Genomic DNA, 26,660 nt, shown 5'->3' with positions numbered 1-26,660 from the left:
ACAGCTTGCTATTCTAAACTAAAACCATTCTCGATAAACTGAATATATTTAATTGAGCTTATCAAAAAAAGTGATTATGAATGAGCTGACTTTACCTGTGATTGGTATAATGAGATCTCCCTACAAAGAAAAGTTTGGTATTCCACGTCAGCCAAATTTAGTAAATGTTGAAAGTTATATTGAACTATTAGCGCCATATAATGATGAACTGGCTTTTGAAGGTATACATGATTTCAGTCACTTATGGCTGATTTGGCAGTTTCACGATAATAAAAATCAAGATAATCAAAAATTTAAGCCTCAAGTCAGACCACCACGTTTAGGTGGAAATAAAAAAGTGGGAGTCTTTGCGACAAGAAGCATGTACCGTCCAGCACCTATCGGCATGTCAGTCGTTCAATTCAAAAAACTTTTTAAAGAAGGTGATTCTTTGAGGCTGTATGTGTCAGGCAGTGATTTACTAGATGGAACACCCGTTATCGATATCAAACCATATATTCAATATTCTGATGCCGTCGTTGAGGCGACGAGTGGTTATGCACAGGATAAGCCAATTCAAAAAGTTGTTATTTGGTCAAAAACTGCTGAAATTCAACGAAATGCACTGTTGGATCAAAAATGTGTCGCTGAAAGTTTAATCAAGGAATTGGAGCAAGTTCTATCATTTGATCCAAGACCATCTTATCAAAATGATCCTGAGCGAATTTATGGGCTAAGTTTCGGCCCCTTAAATGTCAAATTTAAAGTGGATACTGAGGTTGAGATCGTTGCACTGGAACTTTGTGCAAACGAATAAATTGTTGGACTGATGTATTTAAAGCTGAATTTGATCTAATGAATTAAATTGTAAATTCTGAATAGGCTAAAGGCTAATGTTGAATAAAGAATTTGGTATAGTTGGGCTCAAGGAATGGGGCAATTTGAATGAATTTTAATTTTGAAATTGATACAACATGGTGTTTAGAACAACTACTAAAAGATGGTCGTATTTTAGAGCGAGATAAGTTGCTCATACAAACCCGACACCGTCAAAAAGATCAATTTAAATGGCATCCATTGCAGTGGATTGCACATTTTGAATTGGTAGATCAAGTTCAAACTCAACATAAGTTAACACTGCAACGCTTATGTGAGTGGTTAGCATTAAAAACACAACTCCAATATTATGTGATCGATCCGCTGAAAGCGGATGTTGCGGCACTGACTCAGGTCATGTCACAAGAATATGCATTCAAAAATAAAATTCTTGCTGTGGAAGTGCATCCTGAACAGATCTTAATTGGTACAGATCAACCATTCTTGGATGATTGGGTCAAGAATTTAGAAAAGAGCTTAAGTCCTAAAAAAATTGTTAAGGTTCTATTGAATCCAGAGCAGTTACAACGTTACTTGATTGAATATTATCAAGTGAGCCGAGCAGTAAACTCCTCTCAACATTCAGGTGCTTACGACCGACAGAGCCGGGGAGTTGAATCCCTTTTACAATTGGGTGATAGTCAAAATCCTGATGCCAACGATCAGCACATCGTAAAATTAGTCGACTGGTTGCTTCAATTTGCCTTTGAACAGGGTGCGAGTGATATTCATCTTGAGCCTCGTACGGAGAAAGGACGTGTTAGATTTCGTATCGATGGTGTGCTGCACACGATTTATAATATGCCAAGCAATACACTCACGGCAGTAATTTCGCGTATTAAAATTCTGGGTCGTATGAACGTTGCAGAAAAACGACGTCCTCAGGATGGGCGATTAAAAACGCGTACACCTAAGGGCCAAGAAACTGAACTGCGTTTATCAACTCTGCCTACTGCAGCAGGCGAAAAAATGGTAATGCGAATTTTTGATCCTGAAGTATTAGTGAGGAGTTTCCAACAACTGGGTTTTGAAGGAAAACTGCTAGAACAATGGAATGCCATTACCAAAAATAGTCACGGCATCATTTTAGTGACAGGTCCAACTGGTTCAGGTAAAACCACAACCCTGTATTCATCAATGAAACAACTTGCGACTGAGCAATTAAATGTTTGTACGATTGAAGATCCTATCGAGATGATAGAGCCGAGCTTTAATCAGATGCAGGTAAACCCTGCAATTGATCTTCATTTTGCCGATGGTGTACGTGCCCTCATGCGCCAAGATCCAGACATTATCATGGTAGGGGAAATCCGAGACCAAGATACAGCGAATATGGCGATTCAAGCTGCATTAACAGGTCATCTCGTACTTTCAACACTTCATACAAATGATGCACCTTCAAGCTTGACTCGTTTACATGATCTAGGGGTGCAGCCATTTTTAACAGCGGCAACAATCTTAGGGGTATTGGCGCAAAGGTTAGTCAGAAAATTATGTTCTCATTGTAAAGAAAAACGGGAAATTAATGCTCAAGAATGGGAGCATCTGACCTATGGGTATTTAGTAAAGATGCCTGCTCAAGTGTATCATGCCAAAGGCTGTGAACATTGTCGTCACACAGGGTATAAGGGGCGGGTGGGTATATATGAATTTATGCCTGTGTCTCTAGAAACAAAACAAAAAATCAGTGCTAATCTTAATTTAGATGAATTACGTGCTCACGCAAAAAAAGAAGGTGTAGAGCCGTTGCGTATTGCGGGTGCTCGAAAAGTCCTTGAAGGGGTAACGACATTAGAAGAGGTGCTAAGAGTCGTACCACTAAGTTAATTGTCAAAGATTAATAAATATTCATATTTCTTAAGATTCGCTTCAGCTTTGTTTGTTTTAATAGCTTCATCGAAACAAACATCACTTGAAAAGGTATAGAAAATGAAAGTGTTAAATCAAGCTTTAATCGCGACAGTTTTAGTCGGTGCAACTACATTCGCAATGGCTAATACGGCAGTGAACCAAAGTGCTGTTAATCATGCAGCCATTGCACCACAAGCAATTACGACTGTTAAAAGTGCTTTAACTGCCAAAGATGATACCCCAGTGAAATTAAAAGGCTATATTGTTAAGGCAACTGGTGATGAAAAATATCAATTCCGCGATAGCACGGGTGTGATCACTGTGGATATTGATGATGAACTTTGGCAAGGTAAACCAATCTCTGCAAAAACACCTGTTGTATTAATTGGTGAAGTGGATATTGATTATAAGCCTGCTAAGCGTGTAGAAATTGATGTAGATCAAGTTCAATTTTAATGAGCTATCTACTGAATTGAGTATTTGATTTATGGCTTTTAAGTACTCAAACCAAAAAAACCACATTCTCCAGAAATGTGGTTTTTTTATGCATCTTTTTTTGAAAAACTTTATAGTGAATGAATTGTGGCTTAGTGAAGAGAGACATGCGTATATTGTTAGCAGAAGATGATGTGTCACAAGCTGAAAGTATCAAAGCTTGGTTAGAAATGGATGGATATAGTGTTGATTGGGTCGAGCGTGGAGATCATGCGATATTAGCAATTGAGCAGCATCAATATGATTGTTTATTACTTGATCGTGGATTACCGAAAGCAACTGGTGATGACATTCTGACACATTTAAGAAAACACCAACACAATACACCAGTTATTTTTATTACAGCCCAAGACAGTATCCAAGATCGTGTTGGAGGACTTGATTTGGGGGCTAATGATTATCTAGTTAAACCATTCAGTTTAGATGAGCTCTCGGCGAGAGTGAGAGCACAATTACGTACTCAGCACAAAGGCACGTCTCAAATCCTAATGTATGGATCCGTGAGTTTGGACCCCCAAACCAAAGTTGTTAAATTGAATTCAGAAATTGTCAATCTCACAGCGAAAGAGTACCAAATTTTATATAAGTTGATGCAACATCCTGAACGTGTTGTAACACGTGAACAACTAGAAGAGTCCTTATATGCTTGGGGTGATGAAATTGAAAGTAATGCAGTTGAAGTTTTTATTTATCAGATTCGGAAAAAAATAGGCTCAACCATGATTAAAACGATTCGCGGATTAGGTTATAGAATGAATTTAGATCAGGCTTAAGGTAGAACAGCGTTGCATCAGCACCCTATTTCTTTACAAAATCGTCTTGTTAAGTCTTCAATGCTCAGTTCGATGTTGGCGGGCGTTATCGCATTAATTCTTTTATTGGTGATCTCGCTTTACCAAAACATGCAGACCCATGACAATATGATGGATGAAATCGCCGATTTGATTTTGGTCAGTGATATTTCAAGTCATGTGGGAAATGAGTTAGATGATTTAAGTGAACAATTTGATATCAAATATGAATTAAAGCTCGATGAACTTATTTTGATTGAATCCCAAGACCTTGCTTTCAATCAAATTGGTTCCAAGGTGTTTTTTCAGAATGATCACTTTGGTTTTGTTTGGCTAGAAGGACGATTATTTCGTTATTACAGTGAGCAAAGTGATCAGCAAATTCTAACTATGCTTCAACCCATGTCAGCGCGTGTTGATCAGTTATTCAAAAGTTTGCTGGGCTACGGTGGTGTTCTCATTATTTTATGGGGCATTCAATGGTTTATTCTACACTTTATTATACGACGTCAGTTTAGATCTATTCACCAACTTTCAAAATTAATTTCCCAAAAGACTGTTAAGGATTTATCACCGATTACACCTTCAAAACCAGAACTAAAAGAACTGCAACCTATTGTGAGTCAAATAAACCAAATGATGGAGCGTTTAGATCGGGCAATTACTGCGGAACAACGTTTTACAGCTGATGCATCCCATGAATTAAGGTCGCCACTTTCTGCGATTCAAATGCGGTTACAACTTTTAAAACGAAAATACCAGTCTGATCATGAGGATTTGTCACAAGACTTAGAGCAGATTCTAAAAGATGTGAGTAGGGGCTCAAATATTTTAGAAAATTTACTTTTGTTGGCCAGACTTGATCCGTCTTCAACGCAAGATGTACCGATACAGTCCATAGATTTAGACCGTTTGACGAAAGAGGTTTTACATTCAGTACAACCTTTGAGCCAAGAAAAAAATATTCAGTTTAAAACTGAGTTAGGAAATCATGCGATTAAGGCAAATCCTGAGTTAATGTTTAGCTGCATTCGAAATTTAGTCGATAATGCAATCCGCTATACGCCACAGAATGGAATCGTTGATATTTTAATCAAACAAAATAATAATGAAATTCTATTTGTGATTGAAAATGAAGGTCACGGCATTGAGCAAACAGTAATTGATCGGCTGGGAGAAAGATTTTATCGTAAGTTAGGCACACGTACATCGGGCTCAGGATTAGGATTATCAATTTGCCGTAAAATTGTCGAACTACATCAAGCCGAGATTGTATTTAAGAAATCGGAGTTAGGTGGGTTAAAAGTTGAAATTAAATTTCATTAAAATTAATTATCAATAAATTTGAAGAAATAAAATTAAAGAAGCAGTATGCGCTGATTAATACTGCTTAGTTCCACGATTATTATTATCAAATTTTAGAATTTTTATTTTGTCAAAATGAGTCGATTATTTCGTGTGAGACGAAGGCGATATTCTTCTCCTGCATGCATGATGCGAATTTCTCTGCCTAGAGCAAATAGATTATTTGAGTGAAGCATTGGTAATGCTTGGTGGTTTTCGTTATTACGTGTGAATAAGCTAAATGGTGCGTTCATTCCTTGGACTCCGTGGTATGTGGTGAACGATTTAAATGATAATCATTATCGAATAGGGCTGTCAACGATAATTTTTCTCATTTATAAAAAAACATAAAATGCTTACAATTAAGCACTCATTTTTTGAAAGATAATCATGTCAAAAAAAACTCTTAATGTTTCTATAGCGTTGTTATTCCACAAAAATCAAGTTCTTGTAGGATGGAGAGAAGTCTCTTTACATCAGGGGGATAAAGCTGAGTTTCCTGGAGGAAAAGTGGAGTTAGGTGAAACTCCTGAACAAGCTTGCAAGCGTGAAGTTCAAGAAGAGGTGGGAATTTTTCTAGATCATGTCTATTTATTCGATATTATTACGCATGAATATGAAGATCTAATCGTAAAATTGCACATTTATCAGGCTTATGTAGATCAGTCTCTACTAGATCATATTGAAAGTCCTTGGACATGGCACGATCGTTCAGCACTAAGCATTTTGAACTTTCCTAAAGCCAATGATGCCATTGTTAAACGACTACTCTGGCCGAATAAAATTGCAATAAAAAATATAGATCGTATCGATACAACCATTGATCATAATCAAGTTAGCTATTTGAGAACTGAAAATGCTTTAGATTTTGCGCTGCAACTCAACCAGTATAATCAACTGGATCAGCTCATTATCAATCGTGATGTGTGGATGGGATTATCAGAATCAAATCAGAAAAAAGTATTTGCCGTACAATTTAAACATGATCAGTTGATGCAATTAAATTCTGATTCATTTATGGAGGAATGGAAGGGCATTAAACGCATCGCATCCTGTCATGACCATTCTAGTGTCAGTCGAGCTATAGCATTAGGTTTTGATGCAATATTTTTAAGTCCAGTACTGTGTACTACATCGCATCCTCAGCAAGCACCCTTAGGTTGGACGCAGTTTGAATTGTTATCAAAAGATATTCATATACCGGTTTATGCGCTAGGCGGTATGAAGCCTGAGTTATTAGATCAGGCCATACAACATGGAGCTTATGGAATTGCTGGTATTCGTGATTTTTAAAGGCATTAAAAAAGCAAAACTCATGCTTACATCAAAATTTCTTGATTTGGTTTTGTGCTTCTTGAATAAGTTTATGATTTTTTTGGAGTTGACCTGATTTCAAAATAATTTGCCAAAGTTGTCGTTTCATCGTTGCTGTTTGAGCATAACTGAGACCTCGTTTTGCCAATGATTCAGCATTTTTTGCTTCATTTTTTTGGTTGGCTATCATCGCGAGATACATATAGGTCTCTGCAGATTGAGGGGCAAGTCTTTGTGCTTGGAGTGCGGCTTTTTCAGCTTCACTCCATTTTGCTTGACGAAATGCATGATGGGTTTGTTGCATTAAGTTTTTAAATGCGGGAAGTTGGCGGCCATCATCGAATTTTTGAGTTGAGCTTTTCTGTTCAGGAATAACAATTTGTAATTGTTCCCGTTTAATCTCGGGTCGATCATAAGGCGTAATTTTAATACCATCGGCATCTTTTTGAGATGGTGTTGTTTTAGTCTCAGCTTGTTTGGGTTTCTGAGACGGTTGTGAGTTTCGAGAGGAGGTTAAAGTTTGGCAACCGCCTAAGAGTAATATGCTGGCGAATAGTACGCTAAAATTCAGTTTTGTCATTAACCTTAACTCCTCCTAAACTTATTTCAAGGATTATAACTTCCACTCGAAAGTACTCGAGTGGCATTCGTATTTAAATCCCGTTCCATTTCTGTTTCGCTCTCACGAATATATTGGTCGATGCTGTCTTCTGCTGGAATTTCTTCTGCATTCGTTTCAGGAACGTAAGTCGGCTCTACTTGGTAGTGTGGTAAGCCACATGCTGTTGCGCGACGAGGAACAGTATATTTAAGTATCGGTACATAGAGCGCACCTTGACAACCTTGTGCTGAAAGCTCGCCGCTATTTGAGTCAATCCAATGCCACTGTACTTCATCAGGTTGACGTAAATTGACAGGTTTTTGCTTCAGTTGCTTCATTACGTTGGTCCACACGGGTAAAGCGCCAGATGAGCCCGTTAAGCCTGTGACTTTATTGTCATCTAATCCAAGCCAGACAACTGCCAAATGATTACCTGAATACCCCGCGAACCACGAGTCCCTTGTATCATTGGTCGTACCTGATTTACCCGCTAGATTTAGATTCGGAGCGAGGCCGTTATATGCAGCACGTCCTGTACCTGCCGACATCACACGTTGTAATCCGTAATTTAAAATATAAGCAGCCGATGGGTCGATCGTTTGTTGAACATTTAAACTGTAGCGATTAATGAGCTGACCATTGGTATCAACAACTGTTCGGATAGATTTTGTAGGATATTTAAACCCTCCAGTTGCAAAGTTGCCATAAATATTCATGATTTCCATAGGCGACATTTCAACAGCCCCTAAGAAAATCGATGGGTAATTTGGAATAGGTGAAGTCACGCCAAACTTCATTAAATGATTGGTAAATGAAGAAAGTCCAAATTCTTGTCCCAAGCGAACTGTAGATAGGTTATATGAATTGGCTAAAGCTTGAACCATTGGGACGTAACCATACGAAGTTCCGCTATAATTTTTTGGGGTCCAAGTCTGATTGCGATCGACTGGCACACTAATTGGCGAGTCTTCGATTGCCGTCGCCCAGTTATAACGACCAGATTCCAAAGCAGTTAGGAAAATAACAGGTTTTAATAATGAGCCTACCTGACGTTTTGCATCAACTGCGCGGTTAAAACCTGTGAAGTCAGATACTGAACCTACGGCCGCAATCAATTCACCATTTTCAGGGTGAGAAACTAATACCGCGCCTTGAAGCTCTTTCAAGCGTGCAGGATTGGCCTTAGACAGTCTTGATACTGAATCTGTAAATGATTTTTGTACTTTGATTTGTGCGATTGGATCTAATGTTGTGAAAATTCGAAGACCTTGTTTCGTTAAATCGCTTTCTTGGTATTCTGTTTTGAGTTGACGACGTACGATGTCTAGGAAATCAGGGAAGCGAGCTGGACCTAAAGTCGGTTTTTTAATCACGTTTAAAGGTTTAGCTGACTCAGTTTCATATTGATCTTCAGTCAAATATCCCATGACTAACATATTGTTTAGAACAACATTACGGCGTTTTAATGCACTTTCAGGATTTCTCCAAGGATTGTATAAGCTAGGACCTTGAACGAGTCCAACAAGGAAAGCCTGTTGCGCTACACTCAATTCTCTAAGTGGTAAACCAAAATAAAATTGAGACGCTAAACCATAGCCATTGATCGAGTAATTACCATTTTGTCCTAAATTAACTTCATTCAAATATGCTTCCAGAATTTCATCTTTGTCATAATGAAACTCAAGCAACAAAGCCATAAAGGCTTCATTCACTTTACGTTTGATTGTACGTTCAGGGGTCAAATAAAAGTTTTTAACCAATTGCTGCGTGAGTGTAGAACCACCTTGACGCTTACCACCAGTAACGTTGCTTACAACTGCGCGTGCTGTACCACGAAACGAGACGCCGTGATGGTGATAGAAGTTACGGTCTTCAGTGGCAATAAGCGCTTGAATTAAAGGTTTAGGAACACGATTGAGTTTAATGAGAACACGGTCTTCGTTGTGTTGAGGGTAGATTCCCCCAACTAACATTGGTTCTAGACGGGCAATCCCCGTACTCGATGGTTTTGTTGCTTTAATCTCTGAAATTTGACTAGCGCCAAAACTGACTTGGAGGATTTGTTCTGGTTCTACACTATCACCAAAATCGAAACCACGCGTGTGGACATAAATGGTATTACCTTGAACCAAAAAATTACCTGGCTTGGTATAGTCTTCAGCGTTTTTATAACCCAACAGACTTAGCTCTTGAATGAAGCTTTGTTGCTCAACGGGTGCATTAGCATAAACTTCCAAGGGACGTGCATATACTTTCGCTGGAATATCCCAACGATTGCCTTCAAATTTATCGCGAATAATATTATCTAAACGGATTAGATAAATACTAAAAGCTACAAATGCAGAAATCACCAGCACTGAGAAAATCAATGCAATTAAGCCAATACCACGTTCAAACTTCATAGATCAAAAAGCAAAACCCTGTTTTATTGCGCTCATCATGCGAAGCTTTTTTATAATTTGCAATAATTAAACTGTGAATTTATGCCTTTTTTAGATAAATGTAATGATTTATCTAATTCAATATTAAGGAGAAAATTAAGATTTTAAGTTGGGGAAATGTGAAATTATTCGTGAAATTCATAACATGAAGCAGGCTTGAAATATGTAAGTCACAGAATGATGATGATATGATACTCAACAATTCATCTGGAGCCGTAGCATACGTGCAACTTTCAGCAAAGTCATTTCGTAATATTGGATTAATTGGACGACCAGATAAATCATCTGTGGTTGAGACTTTAAGTCTAATTCATGACCATTTGATTAGTTTAGGTTTGCATCCAGTTTTTGATTCAGAAACCGCTAAATTGGTCCCTTATAAAAATTCGCAAACGGTCAGTCGAGCTTTATTGGGTGAAGTTACAGATTTGGTGATTGTCGTAGGTGGTGATGGTTCATTGCTTCAAGCGGCTAGATCTTTAGTGAAATACAATACTCCCGTCATCGGGGTAAACCGTGGGCGTTTAGGTTTCCTAACAGATATCAAACCGACAGAAGTGTTATTTAAATTAGATCAAGTCTTGAAAGGTGAGTTTCAGCTAGATCGCCGTTTTTTATTAGAAGTCGAAGTTCGTAGTAAAAATGAACTGATTTATGATGCAATAGCATTGAATGATGTGGTTCTGCATTCAGGTAAGTCAGTCCATATGATTGAGTTTGATCTTCATATTGATGGTCAATATGTTTATCGCCAACACAGTGATGGTTTGATTGTATCGACACCTACGGGTTCAACAGCATACGCACTTTCTGGTGGCGGTCCAATTTTGCACCCAAGTATGGATGCGATCGCGCTAGTGCCAATGCACCCGCATACGCTTTCTTCTCGTCCGATTGTGGTGGGTGGTCAAAGTGAAATTAAAATTCAAATTCGTAAGAATCGAGTGTTGCCTATGGTGAGTGCTGATGGGCAACACAGTGTTTCTTTAAATGAAGGTGATTGGTTGCATATTCGCAAACATCCTTTCAAACTTACTTTATTACATCCACCTGGATACGACTTTTATATGGCATGTCGTACCAAACTAGGATGGAATCAAGATTACGATTCATTTCATCAGCAGGACTAAACATGAATATTGAACAAATGTTATCAGTTTTGGATGCAGACATCGTTGCTCGTTTAAGAACTGCCGTTGAAATCGGTAAATGGCCAAACGGTGTAGCTCTAACTCAAGAGCAGCGTCAGATTTCAATGCAAGCAGTCATTGCTTGGGAAGCTAAAAATCTGCCAGAAACAGAAAGATCAGGGTATATTGATAAAGGTCATAAAGAGGAAGGTGATGAATGTGATTCACATGTTCCAGAGCCAGAATTTCAACCTATACGTTTTGTATAATGTTCTATGCTTAAAAAAGACACCTGATGGTGTCTTTTTTTAATCCGAAGTTAAACTCGATGACGTGATTGCCAGTATTCTTGAGCCAAAGTCTGCGCTTGTGTAAATGTATCAGCCACATTCATGGTGTAAAGTGCGATTCCCATAGTTTCAATAACAGCCATCTCTCCGTAAGTATGTTGGGAATCACCTAACCATACTTCTTTGAAAGTATCTAAGTTCAACTCTTCTTCAATTGCTGAACGATCAGCTGTGAGTTTCGGAAGTTCAAGCTCATACAGTTCACCGTCTCGTATACCGCAAATTAAGGTTTTTGCATCTGGGTTTCGTTCAAATTCACCGCCTTCACCTTTAATCACCGCACTGTTAACGTAACCTAATTTGGCGGCAGTCTGTTGATGAGAACTGCGGTAAGCAGGGTGAAATATCGCTTGTAAAGTGGCTTTGGCATTGAAGGGATTGATGAGTCGTGAAAGCGTATGAATGGGTGAGCGTAAGCCCATGATATTGCGTAATGCAATTAAATCACTCAAGGTAGGTGAAATGGCTTCGAGTGGTATATAGGCAAAGTTATGCTGATTCAGTTCTGATGTCACTTCGTTTTCATTTTGACAAATGGTATAACCTAAATACTCTAAAACTTGTTCTGTATATAATCGATTAATGGTATGTCCAGAAGCCCCATGCATTACAATACGATGACCATGTTTTGCTAAGGTTAACGCCGATAAGATAAACCACGGATAGTGTTTGCGTTTCCCCGCGTAAGAAGACCAGTCTAGGTCGACATCAATAGCTCTAAATTTAAGTTGATCACGAGTCGCTTGCACAAAGCCAGCCAGTTCATCTACAGATTCTTCTTTCACTCGTAAAAGCATTAAAAAAGCACCCAGCTGAACGTCTAATACCTCATTTTTTAAAATCATCTCAAATGCTTGATAGGCTTCTTCATAGGTCAGTGATCGCGCACCATTTTTTCCTTTGCCAAGAATACGAACAAATTGCGCAAATGGATGTTCAAAGTCTTTATATAAATTACGTTTTGTATTCATGATCAATGCAGTTGGATGTTCTTAATGACATTGTAACGTGGAATGATGCTTCGAATAAAAGCTAAATATCAAATTCAATGATCAAGCATTATTTTTAGCTTTTGAGACTGACCAAATTGTATGAATTTTCAAGCGCTTTTGTCCATGACAACTGGAAAAAAACGGGATAGCATGAAAACTTATAAAAAAATGAAGTGTAAGGAACACAAGAATGTTGGCATATGATGCAGATTTAGAATTATTCCGTGATAATTTCAAACGTTTTATGAGTGAGCACGTTGCTCCTTATTATGAGCAGTGGGAACGCGAAGGAAAAATGCCACGTTCAGTGTGGAATGCACTTGGTGAAAATGGCTTCTTGTGCGTAGATGTTCCTGAAGAATATGGTGGTTATGGTGTTCCAACAGAATATTCTTTAATGTTGGTTGAAGAGTCGGCACGTGCAGGTTATAGCGCATTATCGACAGGTATTTCATGTCACTCAGAAATTGCAGCACCATATATTCTACACATCGCGAACGAAGAACAAAAAAAATACTGGTTGCCAAAAATGGTTTCTGGTGAAGTGGTGGGAGCAATTGGAATGACAGAGCCAGGTGCTGGTTCTGATTTACAAGCCATCCGTACGAATGCCATTTTGAATGGTGATCATTATGTTTTGAATGGCTCTAAAACCTTTATTTCAAATGGTCAGCATGCAGACTTGGTTGTGCTTGCCGTTAAAACAGATCCTCAGGCACGTGCTAAAGGCGTCTCACTTCTATTGGTTGATACTCATTTAGAAGGGTTTAAAAAAGGCACAAATCTCGACAAAATCGGTTTGCATTCGCAAGATACTTCGGAACTCTTTTTTGACAATGTCAAAGTTCCAGCTGATCAGCTTTTAGGTCAAGCGGGTCAGGGATTTGCATATTTGATGCAAGAATTACCACGTGAACGTACAGCGATTGCTGCGACAGCATTAGGAGCAATTCGAGGTTCAATTGATGTGACAGTTCAATATGTCCAAGAACGTCAGGCTTTTGGTCAAAAAATTGGACAATTCCAAAATTCTCGTTTTGTTTTAGCACAAGCGAAAATCGATGAACTGGCTACAGCCGCTTTTTATAATCAAAACCTAGCATTGTATAAAGAAGGGAAATTGGATGTTGAAACAGCAGCTGCATTAAAAAGTTTCAGTACAGATATGCAAATGAAAGTGGCGGATAATCTACTGCAACTCTTTGGTGGCTATGGCTATATGACGGAATATCCTATTTCACGCTTCTTTGTGGATGCACGTATTCAACGAATCTACGGCGGAACCAACGAAATCATGAAAGAAATCGTAGCACGTGGCATGCTAGGACGTTAATTTTTATCCGTATTTACATCTCGCTTGAGGAATACAAGCGAGATGTATTCGAATGTGTTTTCAATTTTAAAACTTATAGAACGAACTGATTTAAAAAAAAGATTAAAGCTATCCTATTCAATGTTCTTGTCTTTTTTCTAATTTATAGCGCGTATTGGATTGATGATTATTTCAACTGTATATTTTTAAGTCTTATTGCCATAAAGTTTGGTTGCTTAACATTTGAAAGCTAACTATTGTTATACTGTTTACATAACTGATTCTGTAAGGCGACATTACAATGATCAACGATGATCAAAACACGACGAATTCTTTAGACTTAGCTAAAATACGCGAAGATATCGACTCAGTAGATCAACAACTCCAACAACTGATTAACCGTCGAGCACGACTTGCTGAAGCTGTAGCAAAAGCAAAATTTGCTTCTGAAGAAAATCCAATGTTTTATCGTCCTGAGCGTGAAGCACAAGTTTTGCGTAATGTGATGGAGCGTAATGAAGGTCCTTTATCTGACGTGACGATGGCGCGTTTGTTTAGAGAAATTATGTCTGCGTGTCTTGCTTTAGAAGCACCACAAAGCATTGCTTTCCTTGGTCCAGTAGGAACTTACACCCATTCGGCAGTACTGAAGCATTTTGGACATGATGCGGTTGTGCGCCCACTTCCTACAATTGATGAAGTGTTCCGTGAAGTCGAAGCAGGCAGTGCACATTATGGTTTAGTTCCTGTTGAGAACTCATCCGAAGGTGTGGTTAACCACACGCTTGATTGTTTTAAAGCGTCACATTTAAATGTGATTGGTGAAGTTGAATTACGTATTCATCATCAATTTTTGATTTCTTCAAATACGCGTAAAGATAGCATTAAACAAATCTATGCGCATCAACAAACTTTAGCTCAATGTCGTGGTTGGCTCGATGCTCATTATCCAGGTGTTGAACGTGTGGCTTTGAGTTCGAATGCTGAAGCTGCTCGCCGTATCCGTAATGAATGGCATTCTGCGGCAATCGCATCTGAAACAGCTGCGAGCTTATATGATTTAGAAATCTTACATAGCAATATTGAAGATAATCCAGAAAATACAACACGCTTCTTAGTTATTGGGCGTGAAAAAGTACCACAAAGTGGTAATGATAAAACTTCTTTATTGATCTCTGCACATGACCGTGCAGGTGCGTTATTAGAAATTTTAGCGCCGTTCGCTAAACATAACATTAGCTTGACCAGTATCGAAACAAGACCTGCTTTGCCTGAAAAATGGGCTTATGTATTCTTTATCGATTTAGAAGGGCATATCGAACAAGAGAACGTACGTGCGGCTGTCGAAGAAATTCGTCCATTAGTCAAAGAAATCCGTGTTCTTGGTTCATACCCAATTGCGGTACTTTAAAAAGAGTTGAAACTTAGATATGTCTCAACCTTTATTTAAAAAAGTTGCATTTATTGGGCTAGGATTGATTGGATCAAGTTTAGCACGTGTCATTCAAGCACATGGTCTTGCTGAAAATGTTGTGGCATCTACGCGATCTGTTCAAACGTTAGAAGATGCTAAAGCTTTAGGTTTGATTAGTGAAGGATATGCTGATGCCAAAGATGCAGTGGTTGATGCAGATTTAATTGTTCTTGCTTTACCCGTGAGAGCTACACAATCTGTATTGAACTCGATCAAATCTGTGATTACTCCTGATACTATAATTACAGATGTGGGCAGTACCAAAGGCAATGTGGTTGAGGCTGCAATTGCGGTTTTTGGTGAGCAGTTACCCGCAGGTTTTGTTCCAGGGCATCCAATAGCTGGTGCTGAACATACTGGTGTTCATGCAGGTAAAGTAGATTTATTTGCTAACCACAAAGTGATATTAACGCCGTTAGCAACAAGTGCTGAGTGGGCAGTGCAAAAACTGATTCAGTTATGGCAAGCTGCTCAAGCTGAAGTAATTTGTATGGATGTGGAAAAGCATGATGAGGTGCTTGCGCATACAAGTCATCTGCCACATTTAATGGCATTCAATTTGGTTGAGCAACTTGCAAATCGTGAAGATAATCTGGACATTTTCCGTTATGCAGCAGGTGGTTTCAGAGACTTTTCTCGCATTGCGGCGAGTGATCCACAAATGTGGCATGACATATTCTTTGCCAATAAAAAAGCGATTTTGAATGCTGTTGATGGATTTGAGAACCAATTGGCTCATATTCGACAGCTCATTGAAAACGAAGATTCAAAAGCACTCATGGGATTGCTTGGACATGCTCAAGCAGCACGCCAACATTTTAACCATATGCTTGCCAAGAAACCTTTAATGGAGAACAAAACTGTGACACAGCAATTTACTATTCTGCCGGGTGCTAAATCATTTACTGGAAAATTTAGCGTGCCAGGTGACAAATCTGTGTCACACCGTTCAATCATGTTTGGTGCGATCGCTGAAGGTACAACACATGTTACTGGTTTCTTAGAAGGTGAAGATGCCTTAGCAACACTTCAAGCATTCCGTGATATGGGTGTAAATATTGAAGGTCCAAAAAATGGTGAAGTCACGATTCATGGTGTAGGAATGTATGGCCTTAAAGCTCCAGCAAGTGAGCTTTATATGGGTAATTCTGGGACTTCGATGCGTCTTCTGTCAGGGATGTTGTCTGCGCAAAAATTTGACTCAGTAATGACTGGTGATGCATCGTTGAGCAAACGTCCTATGGAACGTATTGCAAAGCCACTCCGTGAAATGGGTGCTCAAATTCAAACAACAGGTGAGCGTGGCACACCGCCAGTATCGATCACAGGTAATCAGCAACTTAAAGGTATTCATTACGATTTACCGATGGCTTCTGCACAAGTGAAGTCTGGCATTTTGCTCGCTGGTTTATGGGCAGAAGGTGTAACGTCGGTGACTGAGCCAGAACCTACACGTGATCACTCTGAGCGTATGTTACGTGCATTTGGGTATGATGTGAAAACTGAAGGTAACCGTATTTCTTTAAAAGGTGGTGGTAAGTTAGTTGGCACGAATATTCAAGTGCCTTCAGATATTTCATCTGCTGCGTTCTTTATGGTGGGTGCTGCCATTACTGAAAATTCAGATGTAACACTTGAGGCAGTGGGTATTAACCCTACTCGTACTGGTGTGATCGAAATTTTGAAGCAAATGGGGGCTGATATTTCAGTCGAGAATGAACGAATTGCAGGTGGTGAACCAATCGCTGATATTCGAATTCGTGGCACTCGTACTTTGAAAGGCATCCACATGCCTGAAGATCAAGTACCTTTAGCGATTGATGAATTCCCAGCATTATTTATTGCTGCAGCTTGTGCTGAAGGTCAAACAGTGTTAACTGGTGCAGCTGAACTTCGTGTAAAAGAGTCTGATCGAATCCAAGTGATGGCTGATGGATTGAAAACCATGGGTGTTGATTGTACGCCTACGGATGACGGCATTATTATTGAAGGTAAAGGTAAGTCTGGTGATTGGTCTGCTATCTTTACAGGTGGTGAAATTGAGTCACATCATGATCATCGTATTGCCATGAGTTTCTCCATTGCGGGTCTGCGTACTTCAGGCGCAATTAAAATTTTGGGAACTGAAACCGTTGCAACAAGTTTCCCAACATTTACTCAACTCACAGAACAAGCGGGTCTATCTATTCAAGTTAGTGAATAATACGACCAAAGATTTGTATATTTCTTTTCAAACAGCCAAGCAAAAGCTTGGCTGTTTTGTTTATATTGCTTATTCTAATTCTATATAATTAAAAAGCCTTTGGATGAGGAAATGAAAAAATTACAATTTTTAGTTGATCAAACGAAATACGCTAAGGCTCATTCAAGTCATTCTCATGATAATGCACAAACTTACGTTACAGCATTGTTATCTGAACAGTTGGTGCAACATGGATTTCACACTCAAACTACGAATCCGCATGAATTAGAAGTCAGTGTCTCTGATCACCCAATCGCTTTAGGGGTGAACTGTAATCAACCAGATGGCGAAGGACATTTTGTATGTGAAATAAGTGCGCATGCTGATGAGGAACAGGATTGGTTCCAAAAAATTGAGACGCAGAGTGTGATTAAACAACTTGCGCAAGCAGTAGAGCAGACATTAAGAGAAGATGAGTCGTTCCAGTCGCTAGAATGGAAATCCTAACGAGGAATAAAACAAACCCAATGTAAAGAATCTACACTGGGTTTTTCTGAAACACGTAATATTTATATTAAGCCGTAAGGAAGCGAGTGATCGCGACGCGAAGTTGCTTCAAATAACCTGTGAAGAAGTGATTAGCACCAGGTAGCACTGTAATAATATGGCGCTGAGGCTTTGCCCATTCAATTAAATCGGATAATAAAGTGACTTCATCTGCCTCACCATGAATAAACAGGATATCACCTTTAATTGCCGGAGTAACATAGTGACGGATACCAGCAACTGTGGCTGTTGGTAAACCACATAGAATGACTTGTTCAGGTTGAATTTCTTGAGGTAGTGCATGATATGCCTTCGCCATAACATGTGCACCAAAACTAAAGCCTCCAACATAGAAAGGCAATGTAAGGTGTTTTGCACGTACTTGACGAATAACTTCTAAAATATCTTCTGTTTCACCAAATCCTTCATCGTGAACCCCTTCACTTTGACCTGATCCACGGAAACTTGGACGATAAACGATATAACCACGCTCAAGGAACATTTGAGCTAACAGAGTGGGAACTTTGTGCTGAGGAGTACCACCTTGAAGCGGGTGAGGGTGACAAACGACCGCAAATCCTTTTACTTCAGACTGAGGATAATCTACAAAAACCTCAATTTTGCCAACAGGGCCTTGAATGAACATTTGTTCAGACATAAAAATACCGATTAACGTGCAGGAGAATCGTATATTTTAACGTCAATAATTAAAAAAAACACAATTGGAAATAAAATAAGTCTACTGTTATAGTTTGATTAATTGTTTTTTGATCAGGTTTCTATGTTTGCCTTAATTTCTCCTGCTAAGACATTAGATTATGAATCTACACTTCCAACTGATGAACATACTTTACCAAGATTGCTTGACCACTCACAACAGCTTATAGACGTAAGTCGTAAACTGTCTGCTTCAGAAATCGCCAAATTAATGAGTGTGAGTGAAAAAATTGCGAATCTTAACGTGGAACGCTTTAGAGATTGGCAATCAGACTTTGATTTATCAAATTCACGCCAAGCAATATTTGCCTTTAAGGGCGATGTTTATACAGGTCTGGATGCGTATTCGCTTACGCAAGCTGATTTAGAATATGCTCAATGCCATTTAAGAATGCTATCGGGTCTCTATGGATTACTTCGACCACTGGATTTGATGATGCCTTATCGTTTAGAAATGGGCACAAAATTAGCAAATCCACGCGGTCACAATCTTTACGAATTTTGGGGAGATGAAATTACCCAATTGATCAACCAAGATTTATCAGAAGCCAAGAGTGATTTATTGGTCAATATCGCATCCGATGAATATTATAAATCGGTGAAAGAAAGCAAAATTAAAGCTGAAATTATCAAGCCCGTATTTTTAGACCAGAAAAATGGAAAATATAAAGTAATAAGTTTCTATGCAAAAAAAGCGCGTGGATTGATGGCACGTTATATTATCGAAAATAAACCTAATACTGTGGATGATCTTAAATCATTCAATACGGATGGCTATTATTTCGATGCTGAAAGTTCTTTGAAAGGTGAGCTCGTATTTAAACGTGATGAGCAGGCTGCTTGAAAATAAATAGGCGGTAGCTGGGCAAGGTGTCTGATGATTGATTCATATTTAAAACAGTTGAGAAGATACTGGGCCGCTACTGCACAACAGCTTGAACTATCCTCAGAGGATTCCATATCTATTCTTGATAGATTAGAAGTTCATTACAGTGAGCCTCATCGGCATTATCATACAGTGCAGCATATCGTTGAATGTATGGATCACTTACAATTGGTTCTACCAAATTTAAAAGATCCTTTATCAGTCTCTATAACTCTTTGGTTTCATGATGTCATATATGAGCCTAAGGCACACGATAATGAACAACAAAGTGCTGATATGATGCTGAACATCATATCTCCCCACATGGAGATGAGGAGATGTGAGAAAATTTATCAGTGGATATTAGCGACCAAAGAGCATCGTGCTTCAGTTGATTCAGACCTTAACTATTTACTTGATATTGATCTTGCAATTCTCGGTTCAAACGGCAAACGTTTTGAAGAATATCAGCAGCAAATTCATCAAGAATTCAGTTGGGTACCCTCTGAAATTTATACATTAAAACGAAATGAAGTTCTTAATAGCTTTTATCAAATGGAATCCATTTATAAAACAGCATATTTTCATGACACTTTAGAAAATCAAGCCAAACAAAATTTAGAACGAGCATTAGTTAGCTGATTTGAAAGCAGCTAATGCGCGCTGTCGACTCATCTTTAAATCAATAATAGGTTTTGGATAATTGAGTTTAAGATTCGGATTTTTAGCATAAGGCTCATGAATGATTTTCGCATCAAGATGAGCTAATTCAGGTACCCATTTGCGAATATAATCACCTTGGCTATCAAATTTTTGTGATTGACTAATGGGGTTAAAAATACGGAAATAAGGTACAGCATCTGTACCTGTTGAAGCACACCATTGCCAGCCACCATTATTTGCTGCTAAATCCCCATCTATCAAATGTTGCATAAACCATTGTTCGCCTTTACGCCAGTCGATGAGCAAATTCTTACTAAGGAACATGGCGACAATCATTCTGACACGATTGTGCATCCATCCTGTTTGAAGCATTTGACGGATTCCAGCGTCCACAATTGGAATACCCGTTTGTCCAAACTTCCAAGCATTTAATTCATTGGGTGCATCACGCCATGGCACATTAGATGTATTTAAATTGAATGGTTGATATTTCGATAATCTTGGAAAGTCAAACAGGATGTGTTGATAAAATTCTCGCCATAATAATTCATCTAACCAAGTTTGTTGACCATCAGAGTAGAGATGAAAATTGCCATTTGAGCGACTAAAAATTGCAGCCAAACATTGTCGAATCGAAATAATTCCTAGATTTAAATACGGTGATAATTGACTGGTAGTATTAATGTTTGGAAAGTCGCGTTGTTGTTTGTAGGTCTCTAAATTCTCGTCAACAAATTTCTCGAGCATTTGTAGTGCAAATGACTCTCCAACAGGCCATTGATATTTAATCTGAGCATCAGGATAAAAATCATGAATCGATGGAATTTTGGAGGTATGAAAGCGTTGTATAAGCTCGTGAGGTTGTACTTTCGGTACAGCGAGTGGTTGAGGAACAGAGATATTCAAGATTTCATAGCATGCACGTTTATAAGCACCAAAAACTTGGTAAGGCTGGTGCGTCTTATTTCGAATTGATCCAAGTGGGAAAATTGTGCGGTCATGATAATACTTGACAGTTACTTGATGCGATTCTAATAAGGTCTGCACTTGTGCATCACGATGTAACTCATTCACGCCGATTTCAATGTTGGCGTGTATCGCAGTAATTTGATATTTTTTTGCGAAAGTTAATATTTTAGCTGGTACATCGTCCCACTGGGGCACGATTTCTACCACAAGTGGAATATTGAATTGCTTTAACTCACTTTCAAGTGATTTAAGTTGGCGAAGATAAAAGTCAATTTTAATCACTGCATCATCATGCAATTTCCATTGTTCAGGCGAAAGTATCACCAATGCACAAGTATTCCCATGCCGGTTTGCCTCCATTAACGCCGAGTTGTCCCTAACTCTTAAATCCTGACGAAACCAAATGAGATTCATATGATTAATATCCAAATATCCTCAGGAAATTATAAGAATTTGAATCATTTAAATCGTTAAGCATTGTAATTTTTTGCATAAAAAAAAGGCGAAGCAGAAGCTTCACCTTTTTGTCCTAAAATCCGTAGATCTTAGTGGTGGTGACCACCTACACCGTGAACGTGACCGTGATCTAACTCTTCTTGAGTTGCTTCACGGATTTCAACGATTTCAACATCAAATGTTAAGTCTTGACCAGCAAGCGGGAAGTTAGCATCAACGATTACGTTTTCGCCTTCAACAGCTTTAACAGTCACAATTTGAACGCCATCATCAGTTTGCGCTTGGAATTGCATACCAGCTTCGATGTTGTCTACGCCTTGGAACATTTGTTTAGGTACTTCTTGAACTAAATCAGTGTTGTACTCACCATAAGCTTCAGCAGCAGGAATCGTTACTGTGAATTTATCACCAGTCGTTTTACCTAACATTGCTTTTTCTAAGCCAGGGATAATGTTGCCAGCGCCTTGCAAATATGCAAGTGGTTCACCTTGAGATTGATCGAGAGTTTCACCCTCTGCATTAGTCAATTTATAGTTAAATAAAACCACAAGGTCATTTGCAATAACTGTCATGTTAATGATCCATTCAAATATTTTAAGGGTACATCATAAAGTGAAAACCAATTTTTGTAGACAATTTTCTAAAAAAAATGCAGTTTCGATAATTTATAACGCTTAAATATTACATTGGGGCGTCTTTTCGATTTTCAATGCAATTTGATTTTAGGTGCTATTTTTCTGGTCATAAAATCTTTGGCTGTGAGTAACCCTGCCTGTGCATAACCATAAATCGTGGCTTGATGCAGTCGGTAAAGCGATACATACATCGACTTCGCCACAAATCCTTGAACATTGACCTGACCAAGTAATTCACCGACTGCTTTATTCTCACTTAAAGATACAAGTGAACCTTTGTCAGAAAAATTGAACATCGGTTGTGATTTTCCTGAAATTCGCGCTTTCATTGCATCAACGAGGAAAGCAGCCTGTTGACTTGCAACTTGCGCACGCGGTCCTAAAGCTGTTTCACGAGCATCTAAAATACAGTATGCGCAATCACCGAAAGCAAAAACATTCGGATCTGCTTTTGTTTGGAGTGTTGCAAATACGTGTAAGCGACCCATACGATCTTTTTCGAAGCCTTCTAGGTTTTGAATCACTGCTGGAGTTTTAATGCCTGCAGCCCAAACTTTTAATTGTGCTAGAATTGAACTTCCATCATTAAAGTAAATTTGATCAGCATCCACTTTTTCGACACGCTTAGACGTTAAAATATCCACATTCATGCGCTTAAGCTGCTTAGTGCTGTGGTCTGACATTTTTTCAGAAAGAGCCGGTAGAATACGATCCGCGCCTTCGATTAGTGAAATTTTGACGTTTTTAGGGTCAATTTTATTAAGACCGTATTTAAAGAAGTTTTGTTTGGCTTGAACTAATTCAGCTGCAAGCTCAACACCTGTTGCACCTGCACCTATAATGCCAATATGCAGCTCACGATGGTCATTGTTATTTTGAGCTTCGATATAAAGATGAAGTAGATGCTGCTGGAACTGTTCAGCCTGTTTTGGATTATCTAAATAGTGACAATGTTCTTGCACACCTGAAGTATTGAAATCATTGGAAACCGAACCAACCGCTAGAATAAGAGTGTCATAACTTAGCGTTAAATGATCAGTCGATTGGTCATAGGTCGATGCAACAGGTTTGAGCAATTGAATGGTCTTGGCTTCACGATCTAATTGTTCAAATTTACCCAATACAAACTCATAATGATGCTTCGCAGCATGACCAAAATAGTTTGTTTCTTCATCACTAGGGCTTAACGTACCTGCTGCAATTTCATGTAAAAGTGGTTTCCAAATATGTGTAAGCTTTTGGTCAACTAATGTAATTTTTGCTTTTTTAGATTTGCCCAGCGTGTCACCCAGTTGTGTTGCTAGTTCTAAGCCACCAGCACCACCACCCACAATGACAATATGATGAAGATTCGACATTTAATATTCCTATTTTTATAGCGTCATAAATAAAAAAGAGATGGGAGTTAATATGCCATCTCTTTTTTAAAAGAATTGTTCTTTTTGTATTACAAGTTACAGATTTACAATAAAAAACTGCAATCAGTTTAAAGGATAGATTTTTGCTTGATTTGTACTGCTAGATCCAAAACTAAATAATTGTTTAAACCAATTCAAAATACTTTCAAACCATGATGCTTCATCAATTTGAAGTTCATCTTCAATCAATACCGTTTGAATGAGTCTGTTATTTTGATAGATATGAATACGTGCCAACTGCTGAATTTGCGCGATAGGTGCGGTTAATGATTGTGTTAGTAGCTCGACGTTCATATGCGTTTGAGTTTGCTGTAAAGGCTCAAGAGCTGAAGTGAATCCAAAAGCATCTGTTTGAATCAAACGATGAGTTTGATTGTCAAAATTACGCATATCAATCATTTGATTCGCGTTATACAAAGAGGTCGTCACGATACTTGGCTTTTTAGTTTCGACTCTGAACATTTTTAAGGTCGATGCGACTACAGGGAGTTCAGCAATTAGTTGCTTATTTTTAATTGCAATTTCATTGCGTGTATAAGCATAGGATAGGTTTAAAAGCTGATGTGCGATTTCAGCGCGTTTGAAGCCACTTTGAGCACCGAGTACCACAACAATAAGTCTTCTTTGATTGAGGTCAAATTGTTGAGTTGGTCGGTTGGCTGTAAGTGCAAGGTTATAGCCTGCAGCACGAGTAAACCCTGTTTTTAAACCATCAACAGTAGCATCTTGTTTAAGTAAGATATTCGTTGCACGGTGAAAATGCTGATTGTAAGTAAAACTTTGCTGTTTCGAGTAGTCAAGGTAATCGGGTGTTTCATTGGTGAGTGCTTGTGCGAGCACGGCTAAATCATGCGCTGTAGAATAGTGCATATCCATTGTAATGCCCGCGGGATTGGCAAAATTTGTATCTTTCATGCCAAGTGCTTTGGCTTCTTGATTCATGCGTTGAACAAATGCAGGTACAGATCCTGAAATTCGTTCAGCCAATGTGACAGCAGCATCGTTGGCAGACATGATAATTAAGCCTGCCAAAAGCTGATCAATCGTAATTTGTTGAGTCGGTTTCAGATACATCTGAGACTCATCCCATTGAACTACATTGACGACTGGTGTGGCAGTAATAACTTCATTTTTGTTAATTTTACCTGCTTGAATGTCTTTCAGAACGATGTATGCCACCATCATTTTGGTTAACGAAGCTGGTGCACGTTGGACATGGCTATTGTGTTCAGTAATGACTTGACCTGATTGTGGATCTAAGACAGTCCATGCTTCAGCTTCTAAACTTTCTGGTGCAACTTCGAACAAGGAAGCATGTGTGATATTTACAATAAAAAAACTAAAAATTATGAGTAGAGCAGAGTAGAGTTTCAACGGGTTTACCTATATAAGCCAATCCAATGGCATAGATCATCAAGCACACCGCATGCTATGCCTTTTTTTTCTGAAACTCTAGTCAGATTTGTAGACAATTAATACGAATCGCGCAACTCCAAGTAAAAAAATGCTAATCTAAATACAAGTTGGTTCTATAGTTTCTCAATTAAGACATTATGTTGCATTATCAGATCGAATTTGACGACTTTCGTCAGCATCTCATTCACGTTACTGTTCGTTTCGTTGCTCAACCAACTCAAGTATTGAGCTTGCCAACTTGGATTCCAGGAAGTTATCTCATTCGAGAGTTTTCAAAACATATTGAGTCTGTTCGTGCCTATGATGAAGATGGTCGAATACTCAAGATTCGTAAAAATGAAAAAAATAAGTGGCAGTTATTTAATACTGATTTTGAGCTGATTACGGTTGAGTACGACGTCTATGCATACGACCTCTCAGTACGTGGTGCTTATGTTGATGAAACACGCTTATATGTGAATCCTGCTTGTGCATGTTTAGGTTTAGAAGGACAAGAAGACAAAGCGGTAGAAGTTGAGTTATTTTTGCCAGATGAATTGAAACATTTCCAACTCGCTACAGGATTGACATCTAAAAGTTTAGTGCGTGGTCGCTATACGCTTAAGGCAAAAAACTACGCTGAATTGATTGATGCACCATTTGAGCTTGCAGATCAAACTCGTTTTGCTTTTGAAGCAAATGGTATTCCACATGAGTTTGTGGTTTCTGGCAAACATGCGATGAATGTCCAACGTATGAAACAAGACATTGAGAAAATCTGTGCGACAGAAATATCCATGTTTGGTTCAGCACCATTTGAAAACTACACTTTTATGACCATCGCGACGGGTAACAGTTATGGTGGTTTAGAGCACCCGAACTCAACCAGTTTGATTTCTCCACGTGATGATCTACCTAAGTCCAATGAGCCTGTTGAACCTTCCGCTGATTATCAGCGTTTCTTAGGTTTGTGTAGCCATGAATATTTTCATTCATGGTTGGTGAAATTTATTCGCCCTGAAAATTTTGTGAATTATGATTTAGACAAAGAAGGCTATACCTCTTTGTTATGGATTTTTGAAGGCTTCACGTCCTACTATGATGATTTAATTCTACTTCGTAGTGGTGTGATTTCTCAGGAATCTTACTTGAAGTTGTTAAAGGCGCAGATCGATCGTTATTTGCAAAATCCAGGTCGTTTTGTTCAAACTGTAGCAGAGTCAAGTTTTGATGCATGGGTCAAATTCTATCGTCAAGACGAAAACTCTAACAATGCTGGCACAAGTTACTATAACAAGGGTTGCTTAGTAGCGCTGTGTCTAGATTTAGGTTTACGTTTAAGAGGTTCAAGTCTTGATGCATTGATGCGTAAGCTGTATGAAAATGCGCAACAGGGTATACAGGTTCATGAACGTACCATCTATGAACTATGCCAAGAACTAACAGGTGATGATTGGTCTGAACAAATTAACCATTTGATTAATACCACGGATGAGTTACCGCTTGATCAGTTGTTCCCTGAATTTGGCTTAGACTATGTTTTAAAGCACGATAAATCTTTACCATTTGGTTTAAAACTTGTAGATAAACCTGAAGGTGTATTAATTCAGTCTGCTCGTCGTGATGGCGCTGGTGTTAAAGCTGGGCTTTCTGCTCATGATATTATCATCGCAGTTGATGGTTTAAAGGCGACCACTAAGCAACTCGATAAGTATGCAAAATTGGAAGGTACTTTTAATGTGCATGCTTTCCGTCGTGATGAATTAATGCAATTTGAAGTTCAAGCAGGTGGTAGTGAACTCACTGAAGTAGATCTTAAGGTTTCCGATCAATATAAAGTTGAGAAATGGCTTAAAGCTTAATT

General features: G+C 38.6%; 24 protein-coding genes. 15 read left to right on the top strand and 9 right to left on the bottom strand.

Translation table 11 applies throughout. The annotated features are described in order from the left end of the window. Positions 1-76: 76 nt before the first annotated feature. The 5 genes from tsaA to AC1M9H_RS07080 all read left to right on the top strand — a co-directional run bounded on the left by tsaA (position 77) and on the right by AC1M9H_RS07080 (position 5,318). A complete protein-coding gene (gene tsaA, locus AC1M9H_RS07100; protein ID WP_481613068.1) occupies positions 77-796 on the top strand; it encodes a tRNA (N6-threonylcarbamoyladenosine(37)-N6)-methyltransferase TrmO in 720 nt (239 codons plus the stop codon). Positions 797-924: 128 nt separating this feature from the next. Next, positions 925-2,682, top strand: a complete 1,758-nt coding sequence (tfpB, locus tag AC1M9H_RS07095) for a type IV pilus assembly ATPase TfpB (protein WP_481613067.1) — start codon at positions 925-927, stop codon at positions 2,680-2,682. A 102-nt stretch (positions 2,683-2,784) separates the two neighbouring features. Beyond that, positions 2,785-3,162, top strand: a complete 378-nt coding sequence (locus AC1M9H_RS07090) for a NirD/YgiW/YdeI family stress tolerance protein (protein WP_481591354.1) — start codon at positions 2,785-2,787, stop codon at positions 3,160-3,162. 146 nt (positions 3,163-3,308) lie between these two features. Beyond that, positions 3,309-3,974, top strand: a complete 666-nt coding sequence (locus tag AC1M9H_RS07085) for a response regulator transcription factor (RefSeq protein WP_481591355.1) — start codon at positions 3,309-3,311, stop codon at positions 3,972-3,974. A 12-nt stretch (positions 3,975-3,986) separates the two neighbouring features. Continuing rightward, positions 3,987-5,318, top strand: a complete 1,332-nt coding sequence (locus AC1M9H_RS07080; protein WP_481613066.1) for a sensor histidine kinase — start codon at positions 3,987-3,989, stop codon at positions 5,316-5,318. Positions 5,319-5,419: 101 nt separating this feature from the next. On the opposite strand, the gene hemP is transcribed toward AC1M9H_RS07080, so the two are convergent. Next, on the bottom strand, positions 5,420-5,590 hold the full coding sequence (gene hemP / locus AC1M9H_RS07075; RefSeq protein WP_035267337.1) for a hemin uptake protein HemP: 171 nt from the start codon (positions 5,588-5,590) through the stop codon (positions 5,420-5,422). 136 nt (positions 5,591-5,726) lie between these two features. On the opposite strand from hemP, the gene AC1M9H_RS07070 reads away from it, so the two are divergent. Then, positions 5,727-6,629: a thiamine phosphate synthase gene (locus AC1M9H_RS07070; RefSeq protein WP_481613065.1), complete on the top strand. Its 903-nt coding sequence runs from the start codon at positions 5,727-5,729 to the stop codon at positions 6,627-6,629. 31 nt (positions 6,630-6,660) lie between these two features. On the opposite strand, the gene AC1M9H_RS07065 is transcribed toward AC1M9H_RS07070, so the two are convergent. Further along, positions 6,661-7,230 carry a tetratricopeptide repeat protein gene (locus AC1M9H_RS07065; protein WP_481613064.1) on the bottom strand — a complete coding sequence of 190 codons (570 nt, stop codon included), beginning with the start codon at positions 7,228-7,230 and terminating at the stop codon, positions 6,661-6,663. 26 nt (positions 7,231-7,256) lie between these two features. Beyond that, positions 7,257-9,653: a penicillin-binding protein 1B gene (gene mrcB, locus AC1M9H_RS07060; protein WP_481613063.1), complete on the bottom strand. Its 2,397-nt coding sequence runs from the start codon at positions 9,651-9,653 to the stop codon at positions 7,257-7,259. A gap of 227 nt (positions 9,654-9,880) precedes the next feature. Between mrcB and AC1M9H_RS07055 the strand changes: the two genes are divergently transcribed. Together AC1M9H_RS07055 and AC1M9H_RS07050 are read left to right on the top strand one after the other, a co-directional pair. Then, positions 9,881-10,822 (top strand): NAD(+) kinase, encoded by a 942-nt coding sequence (locus AC1M9H_RS07055; protein ID WP_092767167.1) that lies wholly within the window; start codon positions 9,881-9,883, stop codon positions 10,820-10,822. Between the two features lie 2 nt (positions 10,823-10,824). After that, positions 10,825-11,091 carry a YeaC family protein gene (locus AC1M9H_RS07050; protein ID WP_035267325.1) on the top strand — a complete coding sequence of 89 codons (267 nt, stop codon included), beginning with the start codon at positions 10,825-10,827 and terminating at the stop codon, positions 11,089-11,091. Between the two features lie 50 nt (positions 11,092-11,141). On the opposite strand, the gene AC1M9H_RS07045 is transcribed toward AC1M9H_RS07050, so the two are convergent. Then, positions 11,142-12,143, bottom strand: a complete 1,002-nt coding sequence (locus AC1M9H_RS07045; protein WP_481613062.1) for a glycosyl transferase family protein — start codon at positions 12,141-12,143, stop codon at positions 11,142-11,144. 211 nt (positions 12,144-12,354) lie between these two features. Between AC1M9H_RS07045 and AC1M9H_RS07040 the strand changes: the two genes are divergently transcribed. The 4 genes from AC1M9H_RS07040 (at position 12,355) to AC1M9H_RS07025 (ending at position 17,639) form a co-directional block, all read left to right on the top strand. After that, a complete protein-coding gene (locus tag AC1M9H_RS07040) occupies positions 12,355-13,497 on the top strand; it encodes an acyl-CoA dehydrogenase family protein (protein ID WP_481597408.1) in 1,143 nt (380 codons plus the stop codon). Positions 13,498-13,777: 280 nt separating this feature from the next. After that, on the top strand, positions 13,778-14,887 hold the full coding sequence (gene pheA, locus AC1M9H_RS07035) for a prephenate dehydratase (RefSeq protein WP_035267321.1): 1,110 nt from the start codon (positions 13,778-13,780) through the stop codon (positions 14,885-14,887). A gap of 19 nt (positions 14,888-14,906) precedes the next feature. After that, a complete protein-coding gene (locus AC1M9H_RS07030; protein WP_481613061.1) occupies positions 14,907-17,153 on the top strand; it encodes a bifunctional prephenate dehydrogenase/3-phosphoshikimate 1-carboxyvinyltransferase in 2,247 nt (748 codons plus the stop codon). 111 nt (positions 17,154-17,264) lie between these two features. Beyond that, entirely contained in the window at positions 17,265-17,639 is a 375-nt protein-coding gene (locus AC1M9H_RS07025; RefSeq protein ID WP_092767159.1) for a hypothetical protein, read from the top strand. Positions 17,640-17,706: 67 nt separating this feature from the next. Here the strand turns inward: AC1M9H_RS07025 and AC1M9H_RS07020 are convergent, their stop codons facing one another. Then, a complete protein-coding gene (locus AC1M9H_RS07020) occupies positions 17,707-18,336 on the bottom strand; it encodes an alpha/beta hydrolase (RefSeq protein WP_035267316.1) in 630 nt (209 codons plus the stop codon). A gap of 123 nt (positions 18,337-18,459) precedes the next feature. Here AC1M9H_RS07020 and yaaA point away from each other — a divergent pair, with 123 nt between their 5' ends. Together yaaA and AC1M9H_RS07010 are read left to right on the top strand one after the other, a co-directional pair. Further along, the gene (gene yaaA, locus AC1M9H_RS07015) at positions 18,460-19,239 is read left to right on the top strand and encodes a peroxide stress protein YaaA (RefSeq protein ID WP_092767157.1); all 780 of its coding nucleotides are present in this window, start codon (positions 18,460-18,462) and stop codon (positions 19,237-19,239) included. 33 nt (positions 19,240-19,272) lie between these two features. Continuing rightward, the gene (locus AC1M9H_RS07010; protein WP_481613060.1) at positions 19,273-19,902 is read left to right on the top strand and encodes an HD domain-containing protein; all 630 of its coding nucleotides are present in this window, start codon (positions 19,273-19,275) and stop codon (positions 19,900-19,902) included. On the opposite strand, the gene AC1M9H_RS07005 is transcribed toward AC1M9H_RS07010, so the two are convergent. The 4 genes from AC1M9H_RS07005 to AC1M9H_RS06990 form a co-directional block, all read right to left on the bottom strand. Beyond that, positions 19,891-21,306, bottom strand: a complete 1,416-nt coding sequence (locus AC1M9H_RS07005) for a cryptochrome/photolyase family protein (RefSeq protein WP_481613059.1) — start codon at positions 21,304-21,306, stop codon at positions 19,891-19,893. The genes AC1M9H_RS07010 and AC1M9H_RS07005 overlap by 12 nt on opposite strands. A 131-nt stretch (positions 21,307-21,437) precedes the next feature. Beyond that, the gene (locus AC1M9H_RS07000) at positions 21,438-21,920 is read right to left on the bottom strand and encodes an FKBP-type peptidyl-prolyl cis-trans isomerase (RefSeq protein WP_092767151.1); all 483 of its coding nucleotides are present in this window, start codon (positions 21,918-21,920) and stop codon (positions 21,438-21,440) included. A gap of 134 nt (positions 21,921-22,054) precedes the next feature. Further along, positions 22,055-23,341, bottom strand: a complete 1,287-nt coding sequence (locus tag AC1M9H_RS06995) for an NAD(P)/FAD-dependent oxidoreductase (RefSeq protein ID WP_481613058.1) — start codon at positions 23,339-23,341, stop codon at positions 22,055-22,057. 123 nt (positions 23,342-23,464) lie between these two features. After that, complete coding sequence (locus tag AC1M9H_RS06990) at positions 23,465-24,775, bottom strand: D-alanyl-D-alanine carboxypeptidase family protein (protein WP_481613057.1); 1,311 nt, start codon at positions 24,773-24,775, stop codon at positions 23,465-23,467. Between the two features lie 179 nt (positions 24,776-24,954). Here AC1M9H_RS06990 and AC1M9H_RS06985 point away from each other — a divergent pair, with 179 nt between their 5' ends. After that, positions 24,955-26,658: a M61 family metallopeptidase gene (locus tag AC1M9H_RS06985; RefSeq protein WP_481613056.1), complete on the top strand. Its 1,704-nt coding sequence runs from the start codon at positions 24,955-24,957 to the stop codon at positions 26,656-26,658. Positions 26,659-26,660 lie beyond the last annotated feature (2 nt).

It is taken from the genome of Acinetobacter sp. ANC_7512, from assembly GCF_056779935.1.
The sequence above is the reverse complement of the archived record's forward strand: the minus strand, read 5'-3'. Positions and strand labels throughout refer to the sequence as shown.